This window comes from Fenollaria sp. C0166D3 (assembly GCF_056590255.1).
The window spans coordinates 235107-256138 of sequence record NZ_JBWPVU010000001.1; the positions used below are offsets into that span (position 1 = coordinate 235107).

The window sequence follows — 21032 nt, forward strand, 5'->3', positions numbered from 1 at the left end:
TATCCCTCACTTAGAAGGCAGCTGTGTGCCTAAGTTTTTCTTTAAAAAAACTCCAGCGCAATTACTGGAGTTTAATCAAATTATTTATTAGCCTTTTGTATTTCTTTAACGCCCTTTACATGAACGTTAACTTGCAAAACATGTATGTCAGTCATCTCTTCAACAGCCGATTTTACACTTGATTGAATATCGTATCCAACCTTGTCAATCTTTGCACCATATTCGATGTCAACATATATGTCTATTATACAACCTTCTTCACTGCTTTCAATTTTAATTGGTTTATTAAAATTTTTTACTCCTAATAAATCAGTAATGTTCGATCCAATACCTGCTGATAGTGAGCAAACATGTTCTACTTCGCATGTTGCATTGCTAGCTATAGTTGCTATAACATCATCAGATATAGTAATCTTTCCAATATTGTTATTTTCCATATCTTACTCTATTTAGAGTCTTCCTCCTCGTCTTCATCTTCTTCTGGATATTCGAAATAATCATCATCATAATCAAAGTCGTAATCATCATCGAAATCGTAGTCGTAGTCGTCATCATCATAATCTTCGTAGTCATCGCCATAAACATCATCTTCTAAGTAAGAAAGATCTTCGTCAACTTCGAAGATGTAGTCTTCTAAGTCTTCGATAGCTACTTCGTTATCACAAACAACTTCAGCCATTTCATCAAGAATGTCGATGATTTCACTTAAAATCTTTTCTTCTTTACTTTCTTCATTCAAGCCTAAGCCTTCTGCAAGTCCCTTTAAATAAGAAACTCTCTTTGATAGTTCGTACATTTTTCTACCTCCTTAAACTCTAGATAAATATTCTCCACTTCTTGTGTCAATTTTAATTCTATCACCAATATTAACAAATAGTGGTACATTTAATGTAAATCCTGTTTCAACTGTAGCTGGTTTAGTAGCTCCAGTAGTAGTGTTTCCCTTAACACCAGGTTCTGTTTGAGTAACTTCTAGTTCAACAAAGTTAGGTGCTTGTACTGAAAATGCTTTGCCTTTGTAGAATCTTATAACTGCTGTATCATTTTCTCTTAAGAATTGAATAGCTTCGCTAACTTCGTCCTTGTTTAATGGAAGTTGCTCATATGTTTCGTTGTCCATAAAGTAGTAAAGTGCATCATCATTGTAAAGATATTGCATTTCTTTTGTTTCTAATTGTGCGTCATTGAACTTTTCAGTTGGGTTGAATGTTAATTCCTTTGTTGCGCCGCTTAATACGCTTCTGATAGTTGCTCTAACAAAAGCAGCTCCCTTTCCTGGCTTAACATGTTGAAAGTCCAATACTTGATAAACGTCTCCATCCCATTCGAATGTAGCGCCATTTCTAAAATCACTTGCCGATAACATATATTTCCTCCTAAATTCTAATCTCTAAGACTATTATATCAGTTAATTTGTAATTTAACAAGTATTTTTTTAATAATATCTAAATTTTTATAAATAAATATTATCTTTAATAGTTTGATCTAGTCACCTTTATTATTCCTTTGAATGTTTTGCACCTTCTATACATCATATTGAGCGATTTGGAATAGTCAATATTGGATCTTTTATCTATATCAATAAGAGCTCCCATTATATCGCTATCGCCTTCAATGCTTAAGCTGCCATCTATAATCAAAAGTCCTCTAAACTTAAAATTTGCTTTTATATTTACATCGCCATCTATAATCATTATACCTGAGCCGTTAATGTTCGCGTTTAGATCTTCATCGTCAGCTGTGATTTTGACTATGGCATTGCCATTGCCATAATCAAAATTTCTTGACTCTATGTACTCTATATCAATAAAGTAATTATTGATTTCGCTCGTGCTAAAGTTTTGCACTTCGTTATTTTTAACTATTTCATCACAAAAATCTTTTTTCTCTTTAGTACTAGGATTGTCTTTAAAAAATATTCTATTTAGTAATGAATACTTGGTATTTCTAGATATTTTCTTTTTACTAGCTAGTATTTCATGGTAGTAAATATTAAATGCGTGCTTCGCAGTTGGATCATTAAGCGAGACTACAGCTTTTTGATTTTCAAAAACTGAGTAGTCTTTACCAACAATGTCATGAATGTCGCCGCCATTTAAGTAAGTCTCTTCTATATCTTTAGTGATTATATTATTAAGCGACTCTTCGTTATAAGCATATTGCTTCATCTTTGACCTATTTGTATACATCGTTCTTTCAATGCTTACGTATTCAAAGAGATATATTAAGAGAGCCGTCAGTAAAAATATTACAGATAAAACTACTAGACTTGCGCTGCCCTTTTTCATTCTATCACCTCAAGATACTTTGTACTGAATAACTTTTTATAGTCTTTGCCCTTGACTTTAATTTGCATGCTGATAAAGCCATCCTCAGCGTTATATGCAAAGGAGATATCTTCAAGACCTGATAAAAAGTATGTTACGCCAATAGACTTGCCTCCCGCAACTCTCTTTATTCTATCGCCATCCATATAATAGTCAGATGATTTAAGTTCTCTCGAGCCTTTCTTTTCAAAATGAATGGAGTCGTTTTTAACACTCACTGCGTTATATAAAGTAAAGTCATTTTCAATGAAGGAAAAGAATAGATTAATGTCGTCCTCCTTCTCTATGTCCTCTTCGTACCTTTGAGTAAAGCTAGTAAAGTTTTTTAGTAAGGAGCTCGCTTCGAATAGGACTATTGACAAGAGGAAGAGAGTGATAATTAACTCGATTAAGGACTCCGCTTTTTTATTTGATAATCTGATATTCTTCATATGTATTTCCTTCTTCATCAATTATATATAGTGTAAATGTATATAAATCTCCAGTGTATGCTTCTTTAACTAGATTAAATTTACATTCTTCACCTAAATTGTCTTTTATCTTATCTGAAATAGCATAGACATCGTTTGTGTCATCTGATCTAAGTATCTCCATAGCATTACTTGCAAAGGCATCAGCTTTTCTAAGCTTCTTCGTATCTGCCTCAAGCGTCATAAAATTCTTCATAAAAATAGACAGAAAAAGTATGAAGCAAGAAAGTATAGCAAAGGAAACTACAATATCCATCATTGTAAGTGCTTTTTTATACTTCTTCATACCTAACCTGTCCTCCAACTGCTGCTACAATCACATTATATTTCTTTTTACTCTTATTTGAAACTAAGATAATATTATATGCTCCCTTAAAAGATTTTGTGCCGCCTTCACTTGTGAATAGAAATTTTTCGCTAGACTCAAATTTAAGATGCTCTAGCTTGTAAACTTTCTTCATCTCGTTAATATTTGAAACTACAATCTCGTCTCCATCAAGAACTACTTCAACATCAATCATTTGCATGATGGCGCTAAGTCTAGCCTTTTTTATTATTTGAACAACATTTTTTGCCTCGGCTCTCTCGCTATAATTAGTAAAAGATCTGTACGCTAGTATAAACATAGATATGATTATAGCTGCGACGCATAAAGAAATGACTGTATCGATGTATGTAAAACCCTTTTTATTCATAATCAATCTCACCTATAGATAAATAAAAAGCCATATCGTTATCTCTTATAAACTCGATAGACTCTATCCTTGCCCCTTTAAAATCATTGCCGATGTAGAAGTATTTAAAGTCAGATGCGCCCTCTAAATCAATTAGAGCTTCTTGTCCGTCTTTAATAAGTTTTAATTTTGCTTCACTACAGCCAGTAAAATCGATGCTTACAAAATCTTTATTAATTATAATATCATTCTTTGGTAGTAAAACTATATTCTCTTTGCTGTCATTATATAAGACAAGCGATTTCTCATCTTGATAATAAACGCTTCCCGCCTTTGCCTCCCATGTATCCAGCATATGATTACTTATTTCACTTTCTAAAACTATGGCCTCTTCATTAGCATCTTCGTCTTCTTCATCAAAATCATCAAGGATATCAAAAGGGTCTTCTTCGTCAAAATCACTAGAGCTAATAAAGCTATTAGTCGTAGACATTATGACCTTATTAATGATTTCTTCTTTGCTAATGGTTCTCGCATCAGCATCGTGTTTTGCAATCTCAATCTTTTTTGCCTTCTTTAGCTGTGTGTCGTTCTTGTCTTTCGCAAGAGTAAATCTCTTTTTTACTTCGCTATCTGTATAATTTGGCTTCTCGCGATTTATAGGCAAAAATAAATTATCTAGGATAAGCAAAATTATGATTATCCCTTTATTTATATACTTTCTCATCTTATAAACCTCAATACAAGCAATATAATTAAGGCTAGTATAATGATATCTAAAGCTATGTTTATAATGAGTGATAAGTTTATTTTGCTTTTATATTTCGGTGCAAGTATCTCAAATAAATCTTTTAAGTATAAAATATTATTTACTTCTTCAAATTCTTTTGTCTTAAGTAGGACTAGGACCTTGCCATCAATATTATTAGCTTGATTCAAAATATAGTTATTAAGCTGATCCTTATCAAGACTATAAAGATTGATATCAAAGTTTGATTTTTCATATGAAGAAGTAATTGCATCATACTTATATAGCGCTTCATCTGTAATAATCTTCATAATCTTCTCTTCTTTTAAGTTTAAGGATAAAAGATCTATTGTATCTAGGCTAGCTAAATAAGCATCTAAATCACTATCATAATCATTTAGCTTAATAATGAGAGTATCTTTATTTAAGTATTTATTGTCTCTAAACTTTTTAAATAAATACTTGAGGCTCTCACTTTTATCACTATCATCATAAGTAATTTGCTCAACAATGCTAGTTTTTTTATTATTTAGAAACACATAGGATGAATCGATGTACATAATGTTCTTCATAAGACCTTCTCCTTAAATAGATCAAAGAGCATCAAGATAAAAAATGCAAAGCTTATATATGGAACTAGTCTAACTCCACTATCCTTTTTCTTACGCCAATAGTTTTTAGCTAGATTTATAAGTATTGCGCTTAGAGTTGATATTATTATTAATATCAAAAATTTTTCAAAATCAAATATCATAAAAAGCAAAATATATAGATCAACGTCACCATCGCCAATGTAATCAAGGTACTTAGTCTTTAAAATGTGCGAAAGAAATAAAGCTAGGTATATAAGGCATATCTTAATATAAGATACGTCTTTTAATATAGCTATAGCTGAGATGATTATTATTAAAAAGTAAAAATAAAAACTATTGTACTCGGCTTCTTTTATGTCTTTGTATGAGATATATAAAAGAAGAAGTGACAGAAGTATATATAAGGCTATAAGCATTATGAATTATTAATTGCCAGTTCCTGTTCCAGTACCTGTTTCGCTGCTCTTCTTTGCTTCGACCTTATCTGGACTAACTGTTATAACGCCTTTATCGTCATGAGTCACAGTATAAATCCTAGAAGTATTTTCACTAGTAACAGGTATTGATGAAGGAACAGTAACTTTGCTCTTTAAATAACCTTCGCTAAATAATTGATCTGATGTAACCTTCTTTTCTTTAGGAAAATCAGTAAAGTATAATAAAGCAACTGAACTGATTTGATCAACATTGGCATTGTGAGCAGTTCTTTCAGCGCTAGTCTTAATCGCTTTGTAAGCAGGTATAGCAACAGCTATAAGTATAGCGACTATCGCTATGGAGATAATTATCTCTACAAAAGTAAATCCTTTTTTCTTCTCAAAGTTCTTCATAATATTTCCTCCTCCTATGAAATAATACTAGTCATCGAGTCATACATTGGCTTAAATACCATTACAAGTATTAGCATAATCACAAGTCCCATGATTATGGTCATGAGTGGCTCGATAGAATTTACAAACTTATCTAGTCTTCTCTTTAAATCTCTTTTGTATAGTGATAGAACATTTTCAATAATTTCAACTAAGTGCTCTGATTCATATCCTGTTATAAGGATTGTCTTGACATCATCTAAAAATATATGGCTAGAGTCAAGAACGTTTTGCAGGGTCTCTCCTTCGTTTAGCATCTTAGTCATTCTTTCAAATTCTTTTCTTAAGTACACTAAGTCAAAATTTTTTGCAAAGAAATCAAAAATTTCATTAACTTTGCTGCCTGATCTAAGCATGCTAAGCATATAATACAAAATTCTGTAATTTACTCTATATTTATATAAACCGTTCTTCGATTCGAGTAAATATCTTTGCTTGATATATAAGTAAGCGTCGTTCTTATTTAGTATCGCGAAAACTATAATTATTATAAATATAGCCGCGATATAGTATATGTAATGATTTTTAATTGAATTGCTAACGACTAGAAGTATTCTTAAGCTATCAGGCATTAAGTTCATATCGTTATCAAATAAATATGAAAATTGCGGCACTAAGAAGACTATAATCATAATTATAAAAGCAAGTAAAGTCAGCATTAAAAATTTTGGCTTAATCATGATGTTGTTTATAGTGTTTTTATACTCTTCTTGTTCATAAAGGTTTTCACTTATCTCAAGTATTTGCTCTGATAAGTCTTTTGAGTTTTTGCTTGACTTTATATGCTCTGACTTTTCAGCTATCCTAAGACTTAGTAATGATAGATTGTCAAGTATATCAAGCTTGGCTAATATGTCTGACAAAGTAAAGCCGTGTTCTATAAGCTCCTTGATTAGTAAATAATAATTCTTAAGTGGATCGCTAAGAGCTGATGAATTATTATACATTTGCTCTAAAATTTGTGGCAGATTATTATTTATCTTTAGATTAAAGGCGATGATTCTAAAGAAGTTAGCAATATGCTTTTTGCTTACACTATTAATCTTAAGAGCTCTATAGATTTTCGCCGGCCTAAAGTATTGGACGTGCATAAAGTCAATATCTTTTTCTTTAGTCAATTGAAAGGCTTCGTAAATGTTTCTAGCTCTTAAGCTTTCTGTCCTTCCATTTTCAAAAGTGATTTCAAATTTCATTGATATCGCCCTCTTTGAACTCATCATAAGTCTTCTCGTCTATAAACTTATGCTCAAGTAGATAATTTATAGAATCTTCAAAGCTAACGTAGTCACTTAGCTTCTTCATCTCATTATAAATCTCACTTGTAAGCTTTGTATTGTTCTTTAGTAAAAGGTCTCTAATCTTGTCATTGATAAGCATTATTTCAAAGACAGCAATTCTGCCGTAGTACTCGCTCTCACTTGTATCATCAGTAAAATCAATATCATCATACGATGACTTCAAACGCTTCACAAGACGTTGATTGACTATAGCGTTTAATGAGGTAAATAAATACGAAGCCTCTACATCCATCTCTAATAATCTGTTGATGCTAGTTACGGGGCTCATACTATGTAGAGTCGTAATGATCTTGTGACCAGTTAGAGAAGCTCTTACAGCTATCTGTGCAGATTCTTCGTCTCTTATTTCGCCAATGGCTATGACATCAGGGTCCTGTCTAAGTATGGCCCTAAGTGTATTTGCAAATGTTATGTCCTTGTAGTCATGTATTTCAATTTGATCAATATCGTTAACTCTGTACTCAACAGGATCCTCAACGCTAACTATGCTTAGACGCTCTTTGTCTAAGTTGTTAAGCATAGTATACATAGTTGAGTTCTTACCCGAACCTGTTGGTCCAGTGATTATAGTCATTTGATATTTATATTTAACTATCTTTTTAAATAGTTCTTTTGCCTTGTCTGACAAACCTATGTTGTCAATGGTAAACATCTCTTTATTATTTAAAATTCTTATACAGATTTTCTCTCCATAAATAGCCTCGATAAAGGAAACTCTTAGGTCAACATCGCCGTGACTAAATCTTCCGTCTTGTGGAGCAAATTTAATTGCAGTATCACAATCGGACTTAATCTTGATTATATTGACAATGTTTTGATAAGAGCTTTTATTGATCTTTTTAAAAAACACAAGTTCGCCATCAATTCTAAGCCTAATCAATATATACTTACTATAAGGTTCAAAGTGTATATCGCTAGCTCTATTATCAATGGCGTAGTCTATGGTATTTTTAATAAATTCTTCAGCTTTGCTACTTTGTATCTCTACTATGCCTTTATCGTCATATAGAGAAGATAATCTATTCATTGGCCTTCCTTCTAATCATATAATTATATTCAACCTTCTTATCATATGCTAGATAAGCTTCCTTCATAGGTGTATTTATATTGTCTACCTCATTCATGTCCTCATCGTAGATCTTATTAATGGTGAATTTGTCATAAAACTTTGGTCCAAATATCTCTACTTCGTCTCCAATAGAGAATTTATTTCTCTCTTGCACCTTCATTAGCTTTTTGTCTTCATCGTAGTCAAGAACTTTCGCAACAAAATCATATAGTCTGATATATGAAGAATTATCATAAGTTAATGAGGCTTCCTTAACATCGCCAAAGAAGAAGGCTGTAGTGAAGTCTCTATGACTAACTTTTTCTATCTCTTCTAGATAGATATTATTATCTCTATTATAATTATATATTTCAATATCTTCATAATAATCATCTATAGCTCTTCTATATTGGTTGATGACAGTCGCTACATAGTATTCAGACTTTACTCTACCTTCAATTTTGAATGAATCTACTCCTGCTTCAATAAGCTCAGGAATGTAGTTAATCATGCAAAGGTCTTTTGAGTTCATGATGTATGAGCCATTCTCATCCTCTGTTATTTGGAAGTACTCTCCAGGTCTTTTCTCTTCCATAAGATAGTACTTGTATCTGCATGGATGAGCGCAGTCACCCATATTAGCGCTTCTGCCTGTCATGTAGTTTGATAAAAGGCATCTACCTGAGTAGCTCATGCACATTGCTCCATGAACAAAGGTCTCAATCATGATACTGTCTTTAACTTCATCTTTTATCTCTTTTATTTCTTTTAAACTTAATTCTCTCGCCAAGATAACTCTATCTGCCCCAAGGCTCTTCCAAAATTCTACTGTAGCAGTATTTGTGATATTTGCTTGAGTGCTTATATGAATCTCTTTACTTGGTGCAAGTGTTTTTACCTTTTGAAATATACCAGGGTCTGAGACTATAAATGCGTCTACACCTGCTTCATCTAAGCTTTGTATATACTCATCAACACCTTCTAGATCCTTGTTATGTGAAATAACATTAAGTGTTAAATAAACTTTTTTATCTAAATCATGAGCAAGCTTTGTTGCTTCCCTTATATCGTCTAGGCTAAAATTTTTAGAAGCAGTTCTTAAACCTAGCTTGTCTCCAGCTAAGTAAACAGCATCAGCTCCATATTGTATCGCAGTTTTAAACTTTTCTAAGTCTCCTGCTGGTGCTAGTAATTCAACTTTTTTCATCTTACTCCTTCCTTAAAAGCAATAAGCCGTCATGAACAGTGAGTAGACTCGCTGTGAATCTCTTATCGCTTTTAACATCTTCTATAAATTTTTTTAAATTTTTTATTATAGTTCTATATCTTTTATTGTCTTCCTCTTTAGCTACGTAGCCTCTGAATAAGATATTATCAATAACTATGATGGCATTCTCACTTGTTAAATCGTATACTAAGTTTAAGTACTCTTCATACTGTGATTTGTTAGCATCAATGAAGCAAAAATCAAATTTCTTTTCTTTGTCCATCTTTTTTAATACGCTTATAGCGTCGTCATTAACAGCTTTTATCTTATTATCTTTATCATATTTTTTAAGATTCTCTTCTAGTATCTTAAATGTGTCTTCATCTTTTTCAATAGTAAATATATTAGCTCCAGATGCTTTTTGCATAAGCAAAGATGAATAGCCTATGGCTGATCCTATCTCTAATATATTCTTAGGCTTAATCGTTTTTAGTAAAAACTCTAAAAATCTAGCCACATCCTGTGAGACTATAGGAACTCTATTCTCTTCAGCATAGCAAACTAAATCTTTAAAATTTTCTTTCTCGGAAGAAAAATCTTCTACATAGCTAAAAACATCTTCATCAATAAACTGACTAATCATTATTACTCTTATAATCCTTTTTATCTTCTAGGAACTTATTGTAGTCAGAAGAGAAGTTATGTCCGCCATCTGAGCCAGGCTTAACTACAAAGTATAAGTAGTCAACATCAGCTGGATGAAGGCTCGCAACAATTGACGCTTCGCCAGGATTGCAAATAGGCGCAGGTGGCAAACCATCGTGTGTGTATGTGTTATATGGCGAATCAACCTTTAAGTCTTCATTACTTAAATTAGGCTTTCTCTCGCCAAGTGCATATTGAATTGTGGCGCAGGATTGAAGCCTGATATTTTTATCAATTCTATTTAAAAATACTTTTGCAATTATAGGTCTTTCTTCTTCAAGCTTTGCTTCTCTTTCAACAATTGAAGCTAAAGTGATAAGTTTATTTAAGTCATCAACTTCCCCGCTAATCTTTGCATAAACATTGTTAAAAGCATTAAGCATCATAGTTATAATCTCTTCACTGCTTGAACCCATGGCAATATCATAAGTTGCAGGGAACAAAAAGCCTTCTAATGTATCATTATTAATGCTTGATAAAAATTCATATTTTTCTTTGTATTTATCTACATTTTTGCATTCATTTAAGAAATCTTCGCTAGATACTAAGCCTTTTTCCTCAAGTCTTTGCGCTATACGTGTAAGCTCAAAGCCTTCTGGTATGGTAACTTTAACAGTTTCGCCCTTTGGAGCTTCTTCTGCTTCACCAGCAATTACATTAGCAATTTCTAGCAAAGTCATAGATTTCTTCACCTTAAATGTACCGCTCTTAATGTGCTTTTCAAGGTCATTCTCCTTAAGCACTTCTTTAAAAGCAGTACCATTCCTAATGATTTTGTTCTCATAAAGCTCTCTAGCTACATAAGACGCACCACTACCTTCAGGTATTTCTATAGTATATTCAGTATCATCATTTGGGTCATAAGGCTTATACATCCATGATACACATGAATTAACCTTCCATATAATTGCAAGAACTATAAGTATTAATACAGTTATTGTAATTATCCTTCTTTTTTTCATTAAATCACCTTTTTTAATCTTTTATCGTAAATATAATAAATTAATGATCCAAATACTACAACACTTATTGCTTCTCCACCCATGATTCCTAAAACTGTTGTAAAATATGGTATACCTGAGAAATATGACACCCATATTGATACTAAGAAACCATTTAAAACAATTGGTGGTAACATAGCTAAGTATTTAGATTTTGCTTTTCTTGTTAAATATGCTGCGAGTAATGTAACTAAACTTCCGCATATAATATCTATCATGCCATAGCCCGACATAAATGATAAAAAGATGTTTGAGACTAAACATCCTACGAATAGTCCAGGTACTGCAGCTGCTTCCATTAGTGGAAGAACTGTAAGTCCTTCTGCTAGTCTTAATTGTATTGGTCCAAATGTCAATTGTTGGAACGGTAATACTGTTTGTAATAGTATTAGTATTGTGTATAGTGTGGCTATTACTGCCGCTTTTGTAATTGTGTTTGTACTTGTTTTTGTTTTCATTTTATTGCTCCCTTGTTGAAAATTTATGTAAATGAGTAAACCTATAAGCCGTGTTCTGTATTAGATGGTTATCTATCTAGTTTTAGTGTTACCACTAAAATCAAGCAACTTACCTTACAGGAGGTTACGAGCAGCAACCTTTGATCCTTGTTTGTTTTGCTCCGAATGGGGTTTACATGTCACCTTTAGTCGCCTAAAAGTAGGTAGTCTCTTACACTGCCTTTCCACCCTTACCAATATGGCGGTTTATTTCTGTTGCACTATCCTTGAAGTCACCTTCACTGGACGTTATCCAGCATTCTGCTCTACGGAGCACGGACTTTCCTCATGCCTAAGCACGCAACCATCTGGTTTACTCATTACAAATTTAATTATACTACAAAATCTATAAAATTTCTATAATATTTCAATATTATCAGTAAAAGACGAGAAATTTTTTATGATTTCCGCATCTTCAAAATCTTCTTTGATAAGCTCTTCCATGATATTAACAAAAGCACTTTCACTGCTGTTATGGTCTTGCATAATTAAGTTAATCTTTGCGTTTCTTAGTGCTTGTACATCGTGATAGCCTAGGTCTGATGTTATAAGAGTATCTGGTCTTTCCTCAAGAACATTGTCTAAAAAGTCCTTGCCGCTACCGTTTAATATCATTATTCTATTGTTCTTATCATTGTTTTTATATACTTGAATGTACTTTGCCATGTTTATAGTTTTGATTCTATTAGCTAAGCTCACTAGATCCATATCGTTAAGATCGCCGGCTATGCCATAACCCAAGTCATCATCTGCTTTGATGGCGAAATCTGTATTTGTCAAATTTAATTTATCTTCATAAAATTTATAAAAGCCTGCTCTTTGTATATCAAAGGAAGTGTGTGCACTGTAGTAGACTATGTCATGCTTAATCATCTCTTTAATAAGCTTCGAGCTAGCACTCATATCAATCTCTTTTATGCCTTTAAAAATTAAAGGATGATGCGTTATGACCATATCCACATCATCCAGTTCATTAATATTATCATATAAGAGATCAACGCTTAAATAAATTTTATTAATATCTTCTTTATCTGCATCTATTATGAGTCCCGAATTGTCCCAAGTCTCTGCGTGCTCCTTTGGGAAGATGCTTTCAATTGCACTAATAATTTTATCTTTTTTCATTGATCTTCTCCATGTATTGTAAAATTTTATTTAATTCTTCTTCTAGTTCATTATACTTCATCAGATTTTTTTCTTTATTGATCTTTTGAAGTATAGTTTTTATATTTTTAATCTCATTGTCATAGTAAGTATTTAAGTAAGAAATATCATTTCTATCAAAGTTTACAGGGAATTTATAATCGGCGACATTAGTCTTTTTATTTCTTATCTCAAATAGCCTGTAGTACTTGTCCTTCTCAATGAATAGGCGCTCCTTTTCTATAAAGAAGTCATTCTCCATAAAGTACTTTCTTATGTTTGAGCCTTCGCCCATAGCTTGCAGGATGATATGCTTAAAGCTTCTTACTTTATCAATGCTCTCATTTAGTATACTTATTATAGTCTCTTCGCCCATGCCAGCAATTAAAAGCGTGTCATAAGCGCTTGTGTCAATGCCCGAAAGTCCATCGCTCACAATGAATTTAACTTTGTCCTTGTACTTTTCTCCTGAAAGAAGCAGCTTTGCCTTTTCAAGTGATTTTTCACTGATATCACTCTCTATGACTTTGACTATGGTATTTGAGTCTAAAAGCATCTTAGCGATGTAGCCGTGATCACAGCCAACATCGACTAAGGATGATCCTTCTTTAACTGATTTTGCTATCTCAGTAAGTCTAAAAGAATAATTCATTATAGTTCTAGGAAGTCTCTAAGCTTTTTAGATCTGCTTGGATGTTTAAGCTTTCTTAGTGCCTTTGCCTCAATTTGTCTTATTCTTTCTCTTGTAACGTCAAAGGCTTGGCCAACTTCTTCAAGCGTTCTTGTCCTGCCATCGTCAAGTCCAAATCTTAATGCTAGAACTTTTCTTTCTCTATCTGTTAGTGTATCTAAAACTGAAATCAATTGCTCTCTAAGCATAGTGTTTGTAGCTGCATCAGATGGTGAAAGTATCTCTTCATCTGGAATGAAGTCCCCTAAGTGTGAATCTTCTTCTTCACCTATAGGTGTTTCGAGCGAGACTGGCTCTTGAGCTATCTTTTGAACTTCTCTTACCTTTTCTACATCCATGTTCATAAGCTCTGCAACTTCTTCTGGAAGTGGGTCCCTACCTAGTTCTTGGACTAGTTGTCTTTGTGCTCTAACAAGCTTATTTATAGTTTCTACCATGTGAACAGGTATTCTAATTGTTCTTGCTTGGTCTGCAATTGCTCTAGTGATGGCTTGTCTAATCCACCATGTAGCGTAAGTACTAAACTTAAATCCTTTTTTATGCTCGAATTTGTCAACAGCCTTTATTAGGCCCATGTTGCCCTCTTGGATAAGATCTAAAAATTGCATGCCTCTACCCACATATCTTTTGGCAATACTTACTACTAGTCTAAGGTTTGCTTCAGCTAGTTGATCCTTAGCTCTCTGATCTCCTGCTTCAATCCTCTTAGCTAGTTCTACCTCTTCTTCATAAGTTAATAGTGGTATACGTCCTATCTCTTTAAGATACATTCTAACAGGGTCATCAGTTATAACAACCTTGTTCTTTCCTTTTTCTCTAATAGCTTCAAGTTTATCTTCTTTACTTAATTCTTCCTCAAAAGATCTTAATTCATCTAAATCAATATCTTCATCTTCATCATCAGAAACAATATCAAGATCCTTTTCTAAATCTATCTCATCATCATCTGAGTTTTTTGAGTCGACAATAGTAATTTGCACAGCATCTAAAGCATCGTAGAAAGATAGAATCTCATCTTCACTAAGATCATATTTATCCAAGCCATCTTCAATATCTTTATATTCGATAAAGCCTTTTTGTCTACTAGCATCGATTAGATTATACATAGCTTGTCTTTTTTCTTCACTGACTTCTTCTTCTATTATCTTTATTGCCTCTTCATTTAAATTTTCTTCTTGAATATTATTCGTCTTAGCATTCTTTTCTTTCTTCATAAGAACACTTCCCTTCATCATTCATTATCTTTTTGCTTTTTAATTAATTTTAAAAGCTCCATCGCATCACTTTTGCCATCATTAATTTGGCTCAATAAGTCGCTTACGTAATCCTTTGATTTTAGCTTCTCTCTTTTTTCTAATAATTCTTCGAGATTCATGTAAGTAGATTCTTCTGATTTCTTTCTAATACTATCAATCTCTAAAAGCGCATTTTCTTTATCGGCTAAATCAAAGTCATCAAGCTCTATCTCGCCATTGCCCTCGTATTTGGACTTAAGTAGTGGCATATTAACTTTAAACACTTTACTGTAATTATCTATAGAAATTTCCTTATTAATATATTTAAAATATTTAATATCTGCAAGAGCATATATTAAAAGATTCTCATCGATAATTTCTATATCTAACTTTTTAATTCTTGGTACCTCTGGTACAGTGTATTTTTCTTTATAATTGTTAACGTACTTTGTTTTTGAAACTTGATTTGTTAATAGTCTTTTGTCTATAGAGTAGACCCTTGAAATGTAGTCTATGTAAATCTCTCTTTCAATCTTATCGTTTATCTTTGATAATAAATCTGATAGTTCATTGATAAGCTGAAGAAGGCTTTCAGGATCGTTAACGTCATAAAGCTCCATAAGCTCTGAAACTTCATACTCTACAGAATTTTTTGCTTCATTTATCTTTGCCGTAAAACCAGCAAGACCGTACTTCTTAATATAATCATCTGGATCAAGACCCTCTGGTAGTTCAACTACATTCGCCTTAGCGTCTATCGACCTAAGTATCTCAATCGCCTTGTGTGTTGCATTTTTACCTGCCTTATCACCATCGTAGCAGATATAAATCTTCTTTGCGTTTCTTTTAAGTAGATTAGCTTGGTTTATGGTAAAGGCAGTTCCAAGATTGGCAACAGCGTAATTAACACCCGCTTGATAAAGACTCATTACATCAATGTTTCCTTCTACCAGTAGTATTTTATCTCTATCAGCTTCTTTTTTATATATATTGTAGCCAAATAATAATTCTCTCTTCTTAAAAACGATATTTTCGCTAGTGTTTAAGTACTTAGGCATGCTATTATCCAAGCTTCTTGCGCTAAAACCAAGAACGTGGTTATGTGAGTCCACTATAGGAAAGACTAATCTGTTTCTAAAAGTGTCGTATGAACTATCTTTGCCTTCTTTTCTCTTCGCAAGTCCTGCTCTAATTATGAAGTTTTCGTCATAACCTTTGCTAAGTAAATAGTCTTTAAGCGCTGTCCACTCGTTTGGCGCGTAGCCTAATTGATATTTTAATACAGTGTCTTTATTTAACTTCCTCTTCATCAAATAATCAATAGCAATTTTTGACTTTAGTATTTGATTTTGGAAGAAGTCAAGAGCTGTTTTATTAATATCATAAAATTTCTCTATGAGATCATTTTCAGTTTTTTTTTAGCTGTTGCTTCTTGAAGCGTTATATTTGCTCTATCTGCAAGGTACTCAACTGCTTCTTGGAAAGAGTAGTTTTTATACTTTTCTATAAAAGTAATAACGTCACCTGCTTCGCCGCAGCCAAAGCACTTGTAGTAACCGTCCTTGCTATTAACGTGGAAGGAAGGAGTCTTTTCCTTGTGAAATGGGCACAGACCAGTATAAGATGTGCCTTTTTTCTCAAGTTTAATATTTTCTCCAATCACATCTTCAATATTATTAAATTCTTTAATTTTATCAATGACTGCTGCATTAATTACTTTCATAGTATAACCTCATTTTTCCACGTTTGTGGTACATATATCTTGTTAAATTCGTTTATTGCATATATATCAGACATACCCGCGATGTAGTCACATATTTGTTGATTAAGACTTGCATCTATCTCTTTAATATTCTCAGGCAATTTTTCAGGATGCTCTACATAATAATCGTATAGCATGGATATTATGTTTTTCGCCTTATCATGTTCTTTGGTAGTTATTGGATTAAAGTAAACTTCCTTAAACATGAAAGCTCTTAAAGCCTCCATTGCTTCGCCAATCTCCTTCGACATGGCTATGTGATTTTGTCCGTAGCTTTCATTTAATATGTCTGTGATTAAAGTATTTATTCTCTTTGAGTGAGAATCTCCTAATATTTCTATCAAATCTTTAGGTATATCTTTTTCTGATAATATACCCGCTCTGATGGCATCGTCTATATCATGATTGATATAAGCAATTCTATCTGCGAACTTTACTAATTTTCCTTCGAGTGTAAAGGCTTCATTTTGTCCGCTATGATTAAGTATACCATCTCTAACCTCTTCACAAAGATTTAGACCGAAGCGACCATTTCTCTTTTCAAGTACATCAACAACTCTTAAACTTTGTTTGTAGTGCTTGAATCCACCAAAGTCCTTACACTTTTCATTTAATGCGCTCTCACCTGCGTGACCGAATGGAGTGTGTCCTAAGTCATGACCTAAGGATATGGCCTCAACCAAATCTTCATTTAATCTTAAGGCTCTGGCTATAGTTCTAGCTATCTGGCTTACTTCTAGTGTATGAGTAAGTCTAGTTCTGAAGTGGTCACCTTGTGGTGCTAAGAAAACTTGTGTCTTATGTTTAAGCCTTCTAAACGCTTTTGAGTGAAGTATTCTGTCTCTATCTCTTTGAAAGTCAGTTCTTATAGTACACTTTTCTTCTTCAATCTTTCTTCCCTTTGTATCTGAGCATCTACAAGCGTATTCAGATAAGTAAGAATTTTGAAATGCTTCATAATTTTCTCTAAAATTAGTCATTCATCTCACCAAAATCTCTATTTAAACTTTCGATTATTATCGATGCGGTTTCTTCTATAGCTTTATTTGTAACATCAATTACTTGGCAGCCAATCTTGCCCATTATTTCCTTAGAATATAAAAGCTCTTCGTTGATTCTATCAGTACAAGCGTAGTTGCCTATGTCTTCTATACCTAAGGATCTCATCCTTTCAATTCTGATTTCATTTATCTTTCTATCAGATGCGATAAGGCCGAATATCCTTCTCTTATCCTTTTCAAAAAGAAATTCGCTCGGCTCTATCTCAGGAAGTAGTGGTACGTTAGCTACTTTGTAATTTTTATTTGCTAAATACATAGAAAGCGGTGTCTTGGACGTTCTTGATATACCTAGCAAGACTACATCCGCTAAGATAATTCCTCTTGGGTCCTTACCGTCATCATACTTAACAGCAAATTCTATTGCAGAGACTTTATCAAAGTACTCTTGATCGAGCCTTCTAATCAATCCTGCTTCCCTAATAGGTGCTTGATGCAATACTGATTCGATGGAGTCCAAAACTTTGCTCATTACATTAACTGTAGGTATATTGTATTTTTTACCTAAACTTTCAATGTATTGGGCATGTTCTTCAAGCACTGTAGTAAATATAACTACAGATGGAACAAGCTTTGCCTTTTCAAAGACATTAAATATCTTGTCCTTACTATCAACGTATGGAAACCTCTTAATCTCATACGCATCTGGAGAGAATTGCTTGATACATGATCTAGCAATCTTACCAGCTGTTTCACCTATTGAGTCTGAAATTACAAATATAGTTATATCGTTCAATTAAATCTCCTCTATTTCTTTAAAATCTAATACGGAGTTAAATTCATCAAGAATTAGTGATATAAGTGAAAGTCTGTTATTCTTTATAAGCTTGTTATCAACTAAAACCATAGTTGTGTCTAAGAACTTATCTATACCGTCCTTATAAGTAGCAAGCACTTTTATCGCATCAACTATATCCATGTCTTGAATATTTTCGCCTTTTGCTTTTAATTCAGTATATAGATTAAATAATTCTCTTTCGCTCTCTTCCATGATATCTTGATTAGGATCAACTTTTTCGAATTCTTTACCCTTAGATATTTGATATATTCTTCTAAAAGCAGCTACTGCATCCTCAAAGTCCTCGCTATCTTTAATGCCGTCTAGCTTAGATAGAATTTGTTTGATGCTTAGTAAATTTAAATCTTTATGCTTGTTAATAACCGCTCTAATTAAGTTTGCATCGTATTTACTGTCTTGTAATATACCTACAAATCTTGTTTCTATATAGTCTAGCACAGTCTTTTTAACTTCATCGTAGTCAAACTTTAGCTCATTTATTTTAACATAATTATACAATGTTTCTTCTACAAGTGAATCGATAGATATGTCTAAAGACTTTTCTAATACTATATTAATAATACCCAAACTTGCTCTTCTTATACCAAATGGGTCTTGTGAGCCACTTGGTTTTGTACCAATTGCGAATAGTCCTGATATAGTATCAAGTTTATCTGCCATTGCAAGTACAACGCCTGCTGTAGTTGTTGGTAGTGAATCTTGAGCAAATCTTGGTAGATAGTGTTCGTAAATTGCTTCTTGAACGCCTATAGGCTCACCTGATAGATTGGCATAAATCTTGCCCATAACGCCTTGTAGCTCAGTAAATTCAACAACAAGCTTAGTAGCAAGGTCTGCTTTTGAAAGATAGGCTGCTCTCTTAGTAGTTTCTAGCGTTTCATCTCCAACGTTTAAGTCGTCACATATCTTTTCTGCTAGTTTAATATTTCTTAATGTCTTGTCATATAGTGTTCCTAACTTATCTTGGAAGACTATAGTTTTTAAATCATTAACATATTCTTCAAGATCTTTCTTTCTGTCTTCATTGAAGAAGAATTTTGCATCTTCAAGTCTAGCAGCAAGTACTTTTTCATTACCTTTTCTAACTATATCTAGATATTTATTGTCACCATTTCTAACAGTAATGAAGTGATTCATAAGTCTATTCTTTGAATCGACTACTGGGAAGTATCTTAAGTGGTCCTTCATAGGTGTTATTACTACTTCATCAGGTAGTTCTAAGTATTGATCCTTGATTGTTCCAAGTAGTGGCGTAGGATACTCAACTAAGTTAGTAACTTGATCTATGATGGCCTCGTCATCTTGTAAGCTTCCGCCAACCGACTTAGCTAATCTTTCTGATTCAAGTCTAATTTTTGCTTTTCTCTCTTCATTGTCAACGATTACATAATTATCTTCCATAAGCTTCATATAATCATGTGCATCAGGTATCTCTATATCCTTTTTAGATAAAAATCTGTGGCCATTAGTCAAATTAGAAACTCTTATATTTTCTAAATTAAATTTAACTACTTTGTCATTATAAAGAGATACTATCCATCTGATAGGTCTAGCAAATCTAAGATCTCTTCCGCCCCACTTCATTGATTTAGGGAAAACTATCTTTCTAATAATGCTTTCTGCATTAGCTTCAATAAGTTCAGTAAAGCTTAGGCTCTTGTGTTCAACAGAAGCAAAAACATATTCTGTTCCGCCCATGTCTTTATAAAAGATATCGTCAAGGCTTAAGCCCTTTGACTTTAAAAATCCTTGAAGCGCCTTACTTGGATTGCCATCTTGGTCAAAGCTTATTGCCTTTGATGGTCCTTTTATCTCTTCTTTTTCTATGCTTTCGTTTTCAATAATATTGTCAACTATAGTAGTGATTCTTCTAGGCGTTGTATATACGTTCACTTCGAAGTCTTCGTATGAGTTTTCACTTAATAATTTTTCAAAAGCATTTTTAAATTGTTCTATAGCTAATTTTGAGTAGCTAGCAGGTAATTCTTCCATACCTACTTCTAATAAGTATCTATTTGCCATCGTTAAAACCTACTTTCTTAGTAAAAGGAAATCCCATCTCTTCCCTTTGTTCTACATATTTACTTGCGATAAGCTTAGCTAAGCTCCTTACCTTAAGTATATAGTTTGCTCTTTGTGAAACGGATATAGCTCCTAGCGCATCAAGTACGTTAAATGTGTGTGAGCACTTAAGTACATAGTCGTAAGCTGGAAGTATTAGTCCTTCCTCGATAACTCTCTTGCACTCAGACTCATATCTTTCAAACATCTCTTGAAGTAAGTCTTTGTCAGCTAATTCAAAGCTGTATACAGAGTGTTCGTACTCTGCCTTCTTAAATATGTCTCCATAAGTAAAGTGCTCGTTCCATCGTATATCGTAAACATTGTCAACGTCTTGTAAATACATAGCTATTCTTTCAAGTCCGTAAGTTAATTCAGAGGATTCTAAATCTAGATTAAGTCCACCAACTTGTTGGAAATATGTGAATTGAGTTATTTCCATACCGTCAAGCCAAACTTCCCAGCCTAAACCCCAAGCTCCTAGTGTAGGCGATTCCCAGTTGTCTTCAACGAATCTTATATCGTGCTTCAATGGGTCTATGCCTATAGCTTTTAAGCTATCTAAATATAGGTCTTGTACATCATATGGCGATGGTTTTAATATTACTTGTAATTGATGGTGTTGATAAACTCTGTTTGGGTTCTCACCATATCTTGCGTCCGCTGGTCTTCTAGATGGTTCTACGTAAACAACCCTCCATGGTTCAGGTCCAAGCGACCTAAGAAAAGTATGTGGATTCATAGTTCCAGCGCCTTTTTCAACGTCGTAAGGCTCCATAACTAAGCAGCCTTTGTCCTTCCAATAGTTTAGTAGATTCATCATTAAATCTTGAAAATACATTTTGT

At 33.2% G+C, this 21032-nt stretch carries 26 protein-coding genes and 1 other RNA gene; all 27 read right to left on the bottom strand.

Annotated elements, in window-relative coordinates:
• Positions 1-80 precede the first annotated feature (80 nt).
• The 27 genes from AC1EJ0_RS01080 to glyQ all read right to left on the bottom strand — a co-directional run bounded on the left by AC1EJ0_RS01080 (position 81) and on the right by glyQ (position 21027).
• Positions 81-437: an Asp23/Gls24 family envelope stress response protein gene (locus AC1EJ0_RS01080; RefSeq protein ID WP_058260439.1), complete on the bottom strand. Its 357-nt coding sequence runs from the start codon at positions 435-437 to the stop codon at positions 81-83.
• An 8-nt stretch (positions 438-445) separates the two neighbouring features.
• Positions 446-796 carry a CD1247 N-terminal domain-containing protein gene (locus tag AC1EJ0_RS01085; protein ID WP_294986081.1) on the bottom strand — a complete coding sequence of 117 codons (351 nt, stop codon included), beginning with the start codon at positions 794-796 and terminating at the stop codon, positions 446-448.
• A 12-nt stretch (positions 797-808) separates the two neighbouring features.
• Positions 809-1366, bottom strand: a complete 558-nt coding sequence (gene efp / locus AC1EJ0_RS01090) for an elongation factor P (protein ID WP_058260441.1) — start codon at positions 1364-1366, stop codon at positions 809-811.
• A gap of 106 nt (positions 1367-1472) precedes the next feature.
• The gene (locus AC1EJ0_RS01095) at positions 1473-2288 is read right to left on the bottom strand and encodes a hypothetical protein (RefSeq protein WP_480022766.1); all 816 of its coding nucleotides are present in this window, start codon (positions 2286-2288) and stop codon (positions 1473-1475) included.
• Positions 2285-2758, bottom strand: coding sequence for a hypothetical protein (locus AC1EJ0_RS01100; RefSeq protein ID WP_480022765.1), 474 nt, complete (start codon positions 2756-2758; stop codon positions 2285-2287). Before AC1EJ0_RS01100 ends, AC1EJ0_RS01095 begins: the two co-directional genes overlap by 4 nt.
• Complete coding sequence (locus tag AC1EJ0_RS01105; RefSeq protein WP_480022764.1) at positions 2733-3083, bottom strand: hypothetical protein; 351 nt, start codon at positions 3081-3083, stop codon at positions 2733-2735. The genes AC1EJ0_RS01100 and AC1EJ0_RS01105 overlap by 26 nt, the downstream gene beginning before the upstream one ends.
• Positions 3070-3492, bottom strand: coding sequence for a hypothetical protein (locus AC1EJ0_RS01110; protein ID WP_480022763.1), 423 nt, complete (start codon positions 3490-3492; stop codon positions 3070-3072). Before AC1EJ0_RS01110 ends, AC1EJ0_RS01105 begins: the two co-directional genes overlap by 14 nt.
• Positions 3485-4198 carry a hypothetical protein gene (locus AC1EJ0_RS01115; RefSeq protein WP_480022762.1) on the bottom strand — a complete coding sequence of 238 codons (714 nt, stop codon included), beginning with the start codon at positions 4196-4198 and terminating at the stop codon, positions 3485-3487. Before AC1EJ0_RS01115 ends, AC1EJ0_RS01110 begins: the two co-directional genes overlap by 8 nt.
• A complete protein-coding gene (locus AC1EJ0_RS01120; protein ID WP_480022761.1) occupies positions 4195-4791 on the bottom strand; it encodes a hypothetical protein in 597 nt (198 codons plus the stop codon). Before AC1EJ0_RS01120 ends, AC1EJ0_RS01115 begins: the two co-directional genes overlap by 4 nt.
• Positions 4788-5228, bottom strand: a complete 441-nt coding sequence (locus AC1EJ0_RS01125; protein WP_480022760.1) for a hypothetical protein — start codon at positions 5226-5228, stop codon at positions 4788-4790. The genes AC1EJ0_RS01120 and AC1EJ0_RS01125 overlap by 4 nt, the downstream gene beginning before the upstream one ends.
• A gap of 9 nt (positions 5229-5237) precedes the next feature.
• Complete coding sequence (locus AC1EJ0_RS01130) at positions 5238-5642, bottom strand: prepilin-type N-terminal cleavage/methylation domain-containing protein (protein WP_480022759.1); 405 nt, start codon at positions 5640-5642, stop codon at positions 5238-5240.
• 14 nt (positions 5643-5656) lie between these two features.
• Positions 5657-6874, bottom strand: a complete 1218-nt coding sequence (locus AC1EJ0_RS01135) for a type II secretion system F family protein (protein ID WP_480022758.1) — start codon at positions 6872-6874, stop codon at positions 5657-5659.
• On the bottom strand, positions 6864-8006 hold the full coding sequence (locus AC1EJ0_RS01140) for a GspE/PulE family protein (protein WP_480022757.1): 1143 nt from the start codon (positions 8004-8006) through the stop codon (positions 6864-6866). The genes AC1EJ0_RS01135 and AC1EJ0_RS01140 overlap by 11 nt, the downstream gene beginning before the upstream one ends.
• Positions 7999-9234, bottom strand: a complete 1236-nt coding sequence (locus tag AC1EJ0_RS01145) for a peptidase U32 family protein (RefSeq protein ID WP_480022756.1) — start codon at positions 9232-9234, stop codon at positions 7999-8001. The genes AC1EJ0_RS01140 and AC1EJ0_RS01145 overlap by 8 nt, the downstream gene beginning before the upstream one ends.
• 1 nt (position 9235) lies before the next feature.
• Complete coding sequence (locus AC1EJ0_RS01150) at positions 9236-9877, bottom strand: O-methyltransferase (RefSeq protein ID WP_480022755.1); 642 nt, start codon at positions 9875-9877, stop codon at positions 9236-9238.
• On the bottom strand, positions 9870-10901 hold the full coding sequence (mltG, locus tag AC1EJ0_RS01155; RefSeq protein WP_480022754.1) for an endolytic transglycosylase MltG: 1032 nt from the start codon (positions 10899-10901) through the stop codon (positions 9870-9872). The genes AC1EJ0_RS01150 and mltG overlap by 8 nt, the downstream gene beginning before the upstream one ends.
• Complete coding sequence (locus AC1EJ0_RS01160; RefSeq protein WP_294984821.1) at positions 10901-11398, bottom strand: QueT transporter family protein; 498 nt, start codon at positions 11396-11398, stop codon at positions 10901-10903. Before AC1EJ0_RS01160 ends, mltG begins: the two co-directional genes overlap by 1 nt.
• A gap of 28 nt (positions 11399-11426) precedes the next feature.
• Positions 11427-11757: RNase P RNA component class A (gene rnpB, locus AC1EJ0_RS01165), an RNA gene on the bottom strand.
• 37 nt (positions 11758-11794) lie between these two features.
• On the bottom strand, positions 11795-12562 hold the full coding sequence (locus AC1EJ0_RS01170) for a Nif3-like dinuclear metal center hexameric protein (RefSeq protein ID WP_480022753.1): 768 nt from the start codon (positions 12560-12562) through the stop codon (positions 11795-11797).
• Positions 12549-13232 (bottom strand): tRNA (adenine(22)-N(1))-methyltransferase, encoded by a 684-nt coding sequence (locus AC1EJ0_RS01175; RefSeq protein WP_480022752.1) that lies wholly within the window; start codon positions 13230-13232, stop codon positions 12549-12551. Before AC1EJ0_RS01175 ends, AC1EJ0_RS01170 begins: the two co-directional genes overlap by 14 nt.
• On the bottom strand, positions 13232-14485 hold the full coding sequence (rpoD, locus tag AC1EJ0_RS01180; protein WP_480022751.1) for an RNA polymerase sigma factor RpoD: 1254 nt from the start codon (positions 14483-14485) through the stop codon (positions 13232-13234). Before rpoD ends, AC1EJ0_RS01175 begins: the two co-directional genes overlap by 1 nt.
• 17 nt (positions 14486-14502) lie before the next feature.
• Positions 14503-15903 carry a DNA primase gene (gene dnaG / locus AC1EJ0_RS01185; RefSeq protein ID WP_480023972.1) on the bottom strand — a complete coding sequence of 467 codons (1401 nt, stop codon included), beginning with the start codon at positions 15901-15903 and terminating at the stop codon, positions 14503-14505.
• A complete protein-coding gene (locus AC1EJ0_RS01190; protein ID WP_058260459.1) occupies positions 15900-16229 on the bottom strand; it encodes a CHC2 zinc finger domain-containing protein in 330 nt (109 codons plus the stop codon). Before AC1EJ0_RS01190 ends, dnaG begins: the two co-directional genes overlap by 4 nt.
• The gene (locus tag AC1EJ0_RS01195) at positions 16226-17248 is read right to left on the bottom strand and encodes a deoxyguanosinetriphosphate triphosphohydrolase (protein ID WP_480022750.1); all 1023 of its coding nucleotides are present in this window, start codon (positions 17246-17248) and stop codon (positions 16226-16228) included. Before AC1EJ0_RS01195 ends, AC1EJ0_RS01190 begins: the two co-directional genes overlap by 4 nt.
• A complete protein-coding gene (locus AC1EJ0_RS01200) occupies positions 17241-18062 on the bottom strand; it encodes a pyruvate, water dikinase regulatory protein (RefSeq protein ID WP_294984832.1) in 822 nt (273 codons plus the stop codon). The genes AC1EJ0_RS01195 and AC1EJ0_RS01200 overlap by 8 nt, the downstream gene beginning before the upstream one ends.
• Positions 18063-20147, bottom strand: a complete 2085-nt coding sequence (glyS, locus tag AC1EJ0_RS01205; protein WP_480022749.1) for a glycine--tRNA ligase subunit beta — start codon at positions 20145-20147, stop codon at positions 18063-18065.
• The gene (gene glyQ, locus AC1EJ0_RS01210) at positions 20137-21027 is read right to left on the bottom strand and encodes a glycine--tRNA ligase subunit alpha (protein WP_480022748.1); all 891 of its coding nucleotides are present in this window, start codon (positions 21025-21027) and stop codon (positions 20137-20139) included. The genes glyS and glyQ overlap by 11 nt, the downstream gene beginning before the upstream one ends.
• Positions 21028-21032: the final 5 nt, after the last annotated feature.

Bases quoted from the DNA above. Each gene is read 5' to 3' on its own strand.
- AC1EJ0_RS01125 (WP_480022760.1), bottom strand. From the start codon at position 5,228: ATGCTTATAGCCTTATATATACTTCTGTCACTTCTTCTTTTATATATC.
- AC1EJ0_RS01170 (WP_480022753.1), bottom strand. From the start codon at position 12,562: ATGAAAAAAGATAAAATTATTAGTGCAATTGAAAGCATCTTCCCAAAG.
- AC1EJ0_RS01110 (WP_480022763.1), bottom strand. From the start codon at position 3,492: ATGAATAAAAAGGGTTTTACATACATCGATACAGTCATTTCTTTATGC.
- AC1EJ0_RS01195 (WP_480022750.1), bottom strand. From the start codon at position 17,248: ATGACTAATTTTAGAGAAAATTATGAAGCATTTCAAAATTCTTACTTA.
- AC1EJ0_RS01095 (WP_480022766.1), bottom strand. From the start codon at position 2,288: ATGAAAAAGGGCAGCGCAAGTCTAGTAGTTTTATCTGTAATATTTTTA.
- AC1EJ0_RS01150 (WP_480022755.1), bottom strand. From the start codon at position 9,877: ATGATTAGTCAGTTTATTGATGAAGATGTTTTTAGCTATGTAGAAGAT.
- AC1EJ0_RS01080 (WP_058260439.1), bottom strand. From the start codon at position 437: ATGGAAAATAACAATATTGGAAAGATTACTATATCTGATGATGTTATA.
- glyQ (WP_480022748.1), bottom strand. From the start codon at position 21,027: ATGTATTTTCAAGATTTAATGATGAATCTACTAAACTATTGGAAGGAC.
- AC1EJ0_RS01130 (WP_480022759.1), bottom strand. From the start codon at position 5,642: ATGAAGAACTTTGAGAAGAAAAAAGGATTTACTTTTGTAGAGATAATT.
- AC1EJ0_RS01140 (WP_480022757.1), bottom strand. From the start codon at position 8,006: ATGAATAGATTATCTTCTCTATATGACGATAAAGGCATAGTAGAGATA.
- AC1EJ0_RS01190 (WP_058260459.1), bottom strand. From the start codon at position 16,229: ATGAAAGTAATTAATGCAGCAGTCATTGATAAAATTAAAGAATTTAAT.
- AC1EJ0_RS01085 (WP_294986081.1), bottom strand. From the start codon at position 796: ATGTACGAACTATCAAAGAGAGTTTCTTATTTAAAGGGACTTGCAGAA.
- AC1EJ0_RS01145 (WP_480022756.1), bottom strand. From the start codon at position 9,234: ATGAAAAAAGTTGAATTACTAGCACCAGCAGGAGACTTAGAAAAGTTT.
- rpoD (WP_480022751.1), bottom strand. From the start codon at position 14,485: ATGAAGAAAGAAAAGAATGCTAAGACGAATAATATTCAAGAAGAAAAT.
- efp (WP_058260441.1), bottom strand. From the start codon at position 1,366: ATGTTATCGGCAAGTGATTTTAGAAATGGCGCTACATTCGAATGGGAT.
- AC1EJ0_RS01175 (WP_480022752.1), bottom strand. From the start codon at position 13,232: ATGAATTATTCTTTTAGACTTACTGAGATAGCAAAATCAGTTAAAGAA.
- AC1EJ0_RS01115 (WP_480022762.1), bottom strand. From the start codon at position 4,198: ATGAGAAAGTATATAAATAAAGGGATAATCATAATTTTGCTTATCCTA.
- AC1EJ0_RS01160 (WP_294984821.1), bottom strand. From the start codon at position 11,398: ATGAAAACAAAAACAAGTACAAACACAATTACAAAAGCGGCAGTAATA.
- AC1EJ0_RS01120 (WP_480022761.1), bottom strand. From the start codon at position 4,791: ATGAAGAACATTATGTACATCGATTCATCCTATGTGTTTCTAAATAAT.
- AC1EJ0_RS01100 (WP_480022765.1), bottom strand. From the start codon at position 2,758: ATGAAGAATATCAGATTATCAAATAAAAAAGCGGAGTCCTTAATCGAG.
- mltG (WP_480022754.1), bottom strand. From the start codon at position 10,901: ATGAAAAAAAGAAGGATAATTACAATAACTGTATTAATACTTATAGTT.
- AC1EJ0_RS01135 (WP_480022758.1), bottom strand. From the start codon at position 6,874: ATGAAATTTGAAATCACTTTTGAAAATGGAAGGACAGAAAGCTTAAGA.
- glyS (WP_480022749.1), bottom strand. From the start codon at position 20,147: ATGGCAAATAGATACTTATTAGAAGTAGGTATGGAAGAATTACCTGCT.
- AC1EJ0_RS01105 (WP_480022764.1), bottom strand. From the start codon at position 3,083: ATGAAGAAGTATAAAAAAGCACTTACAATGATGGATATTGTAGTTTCC.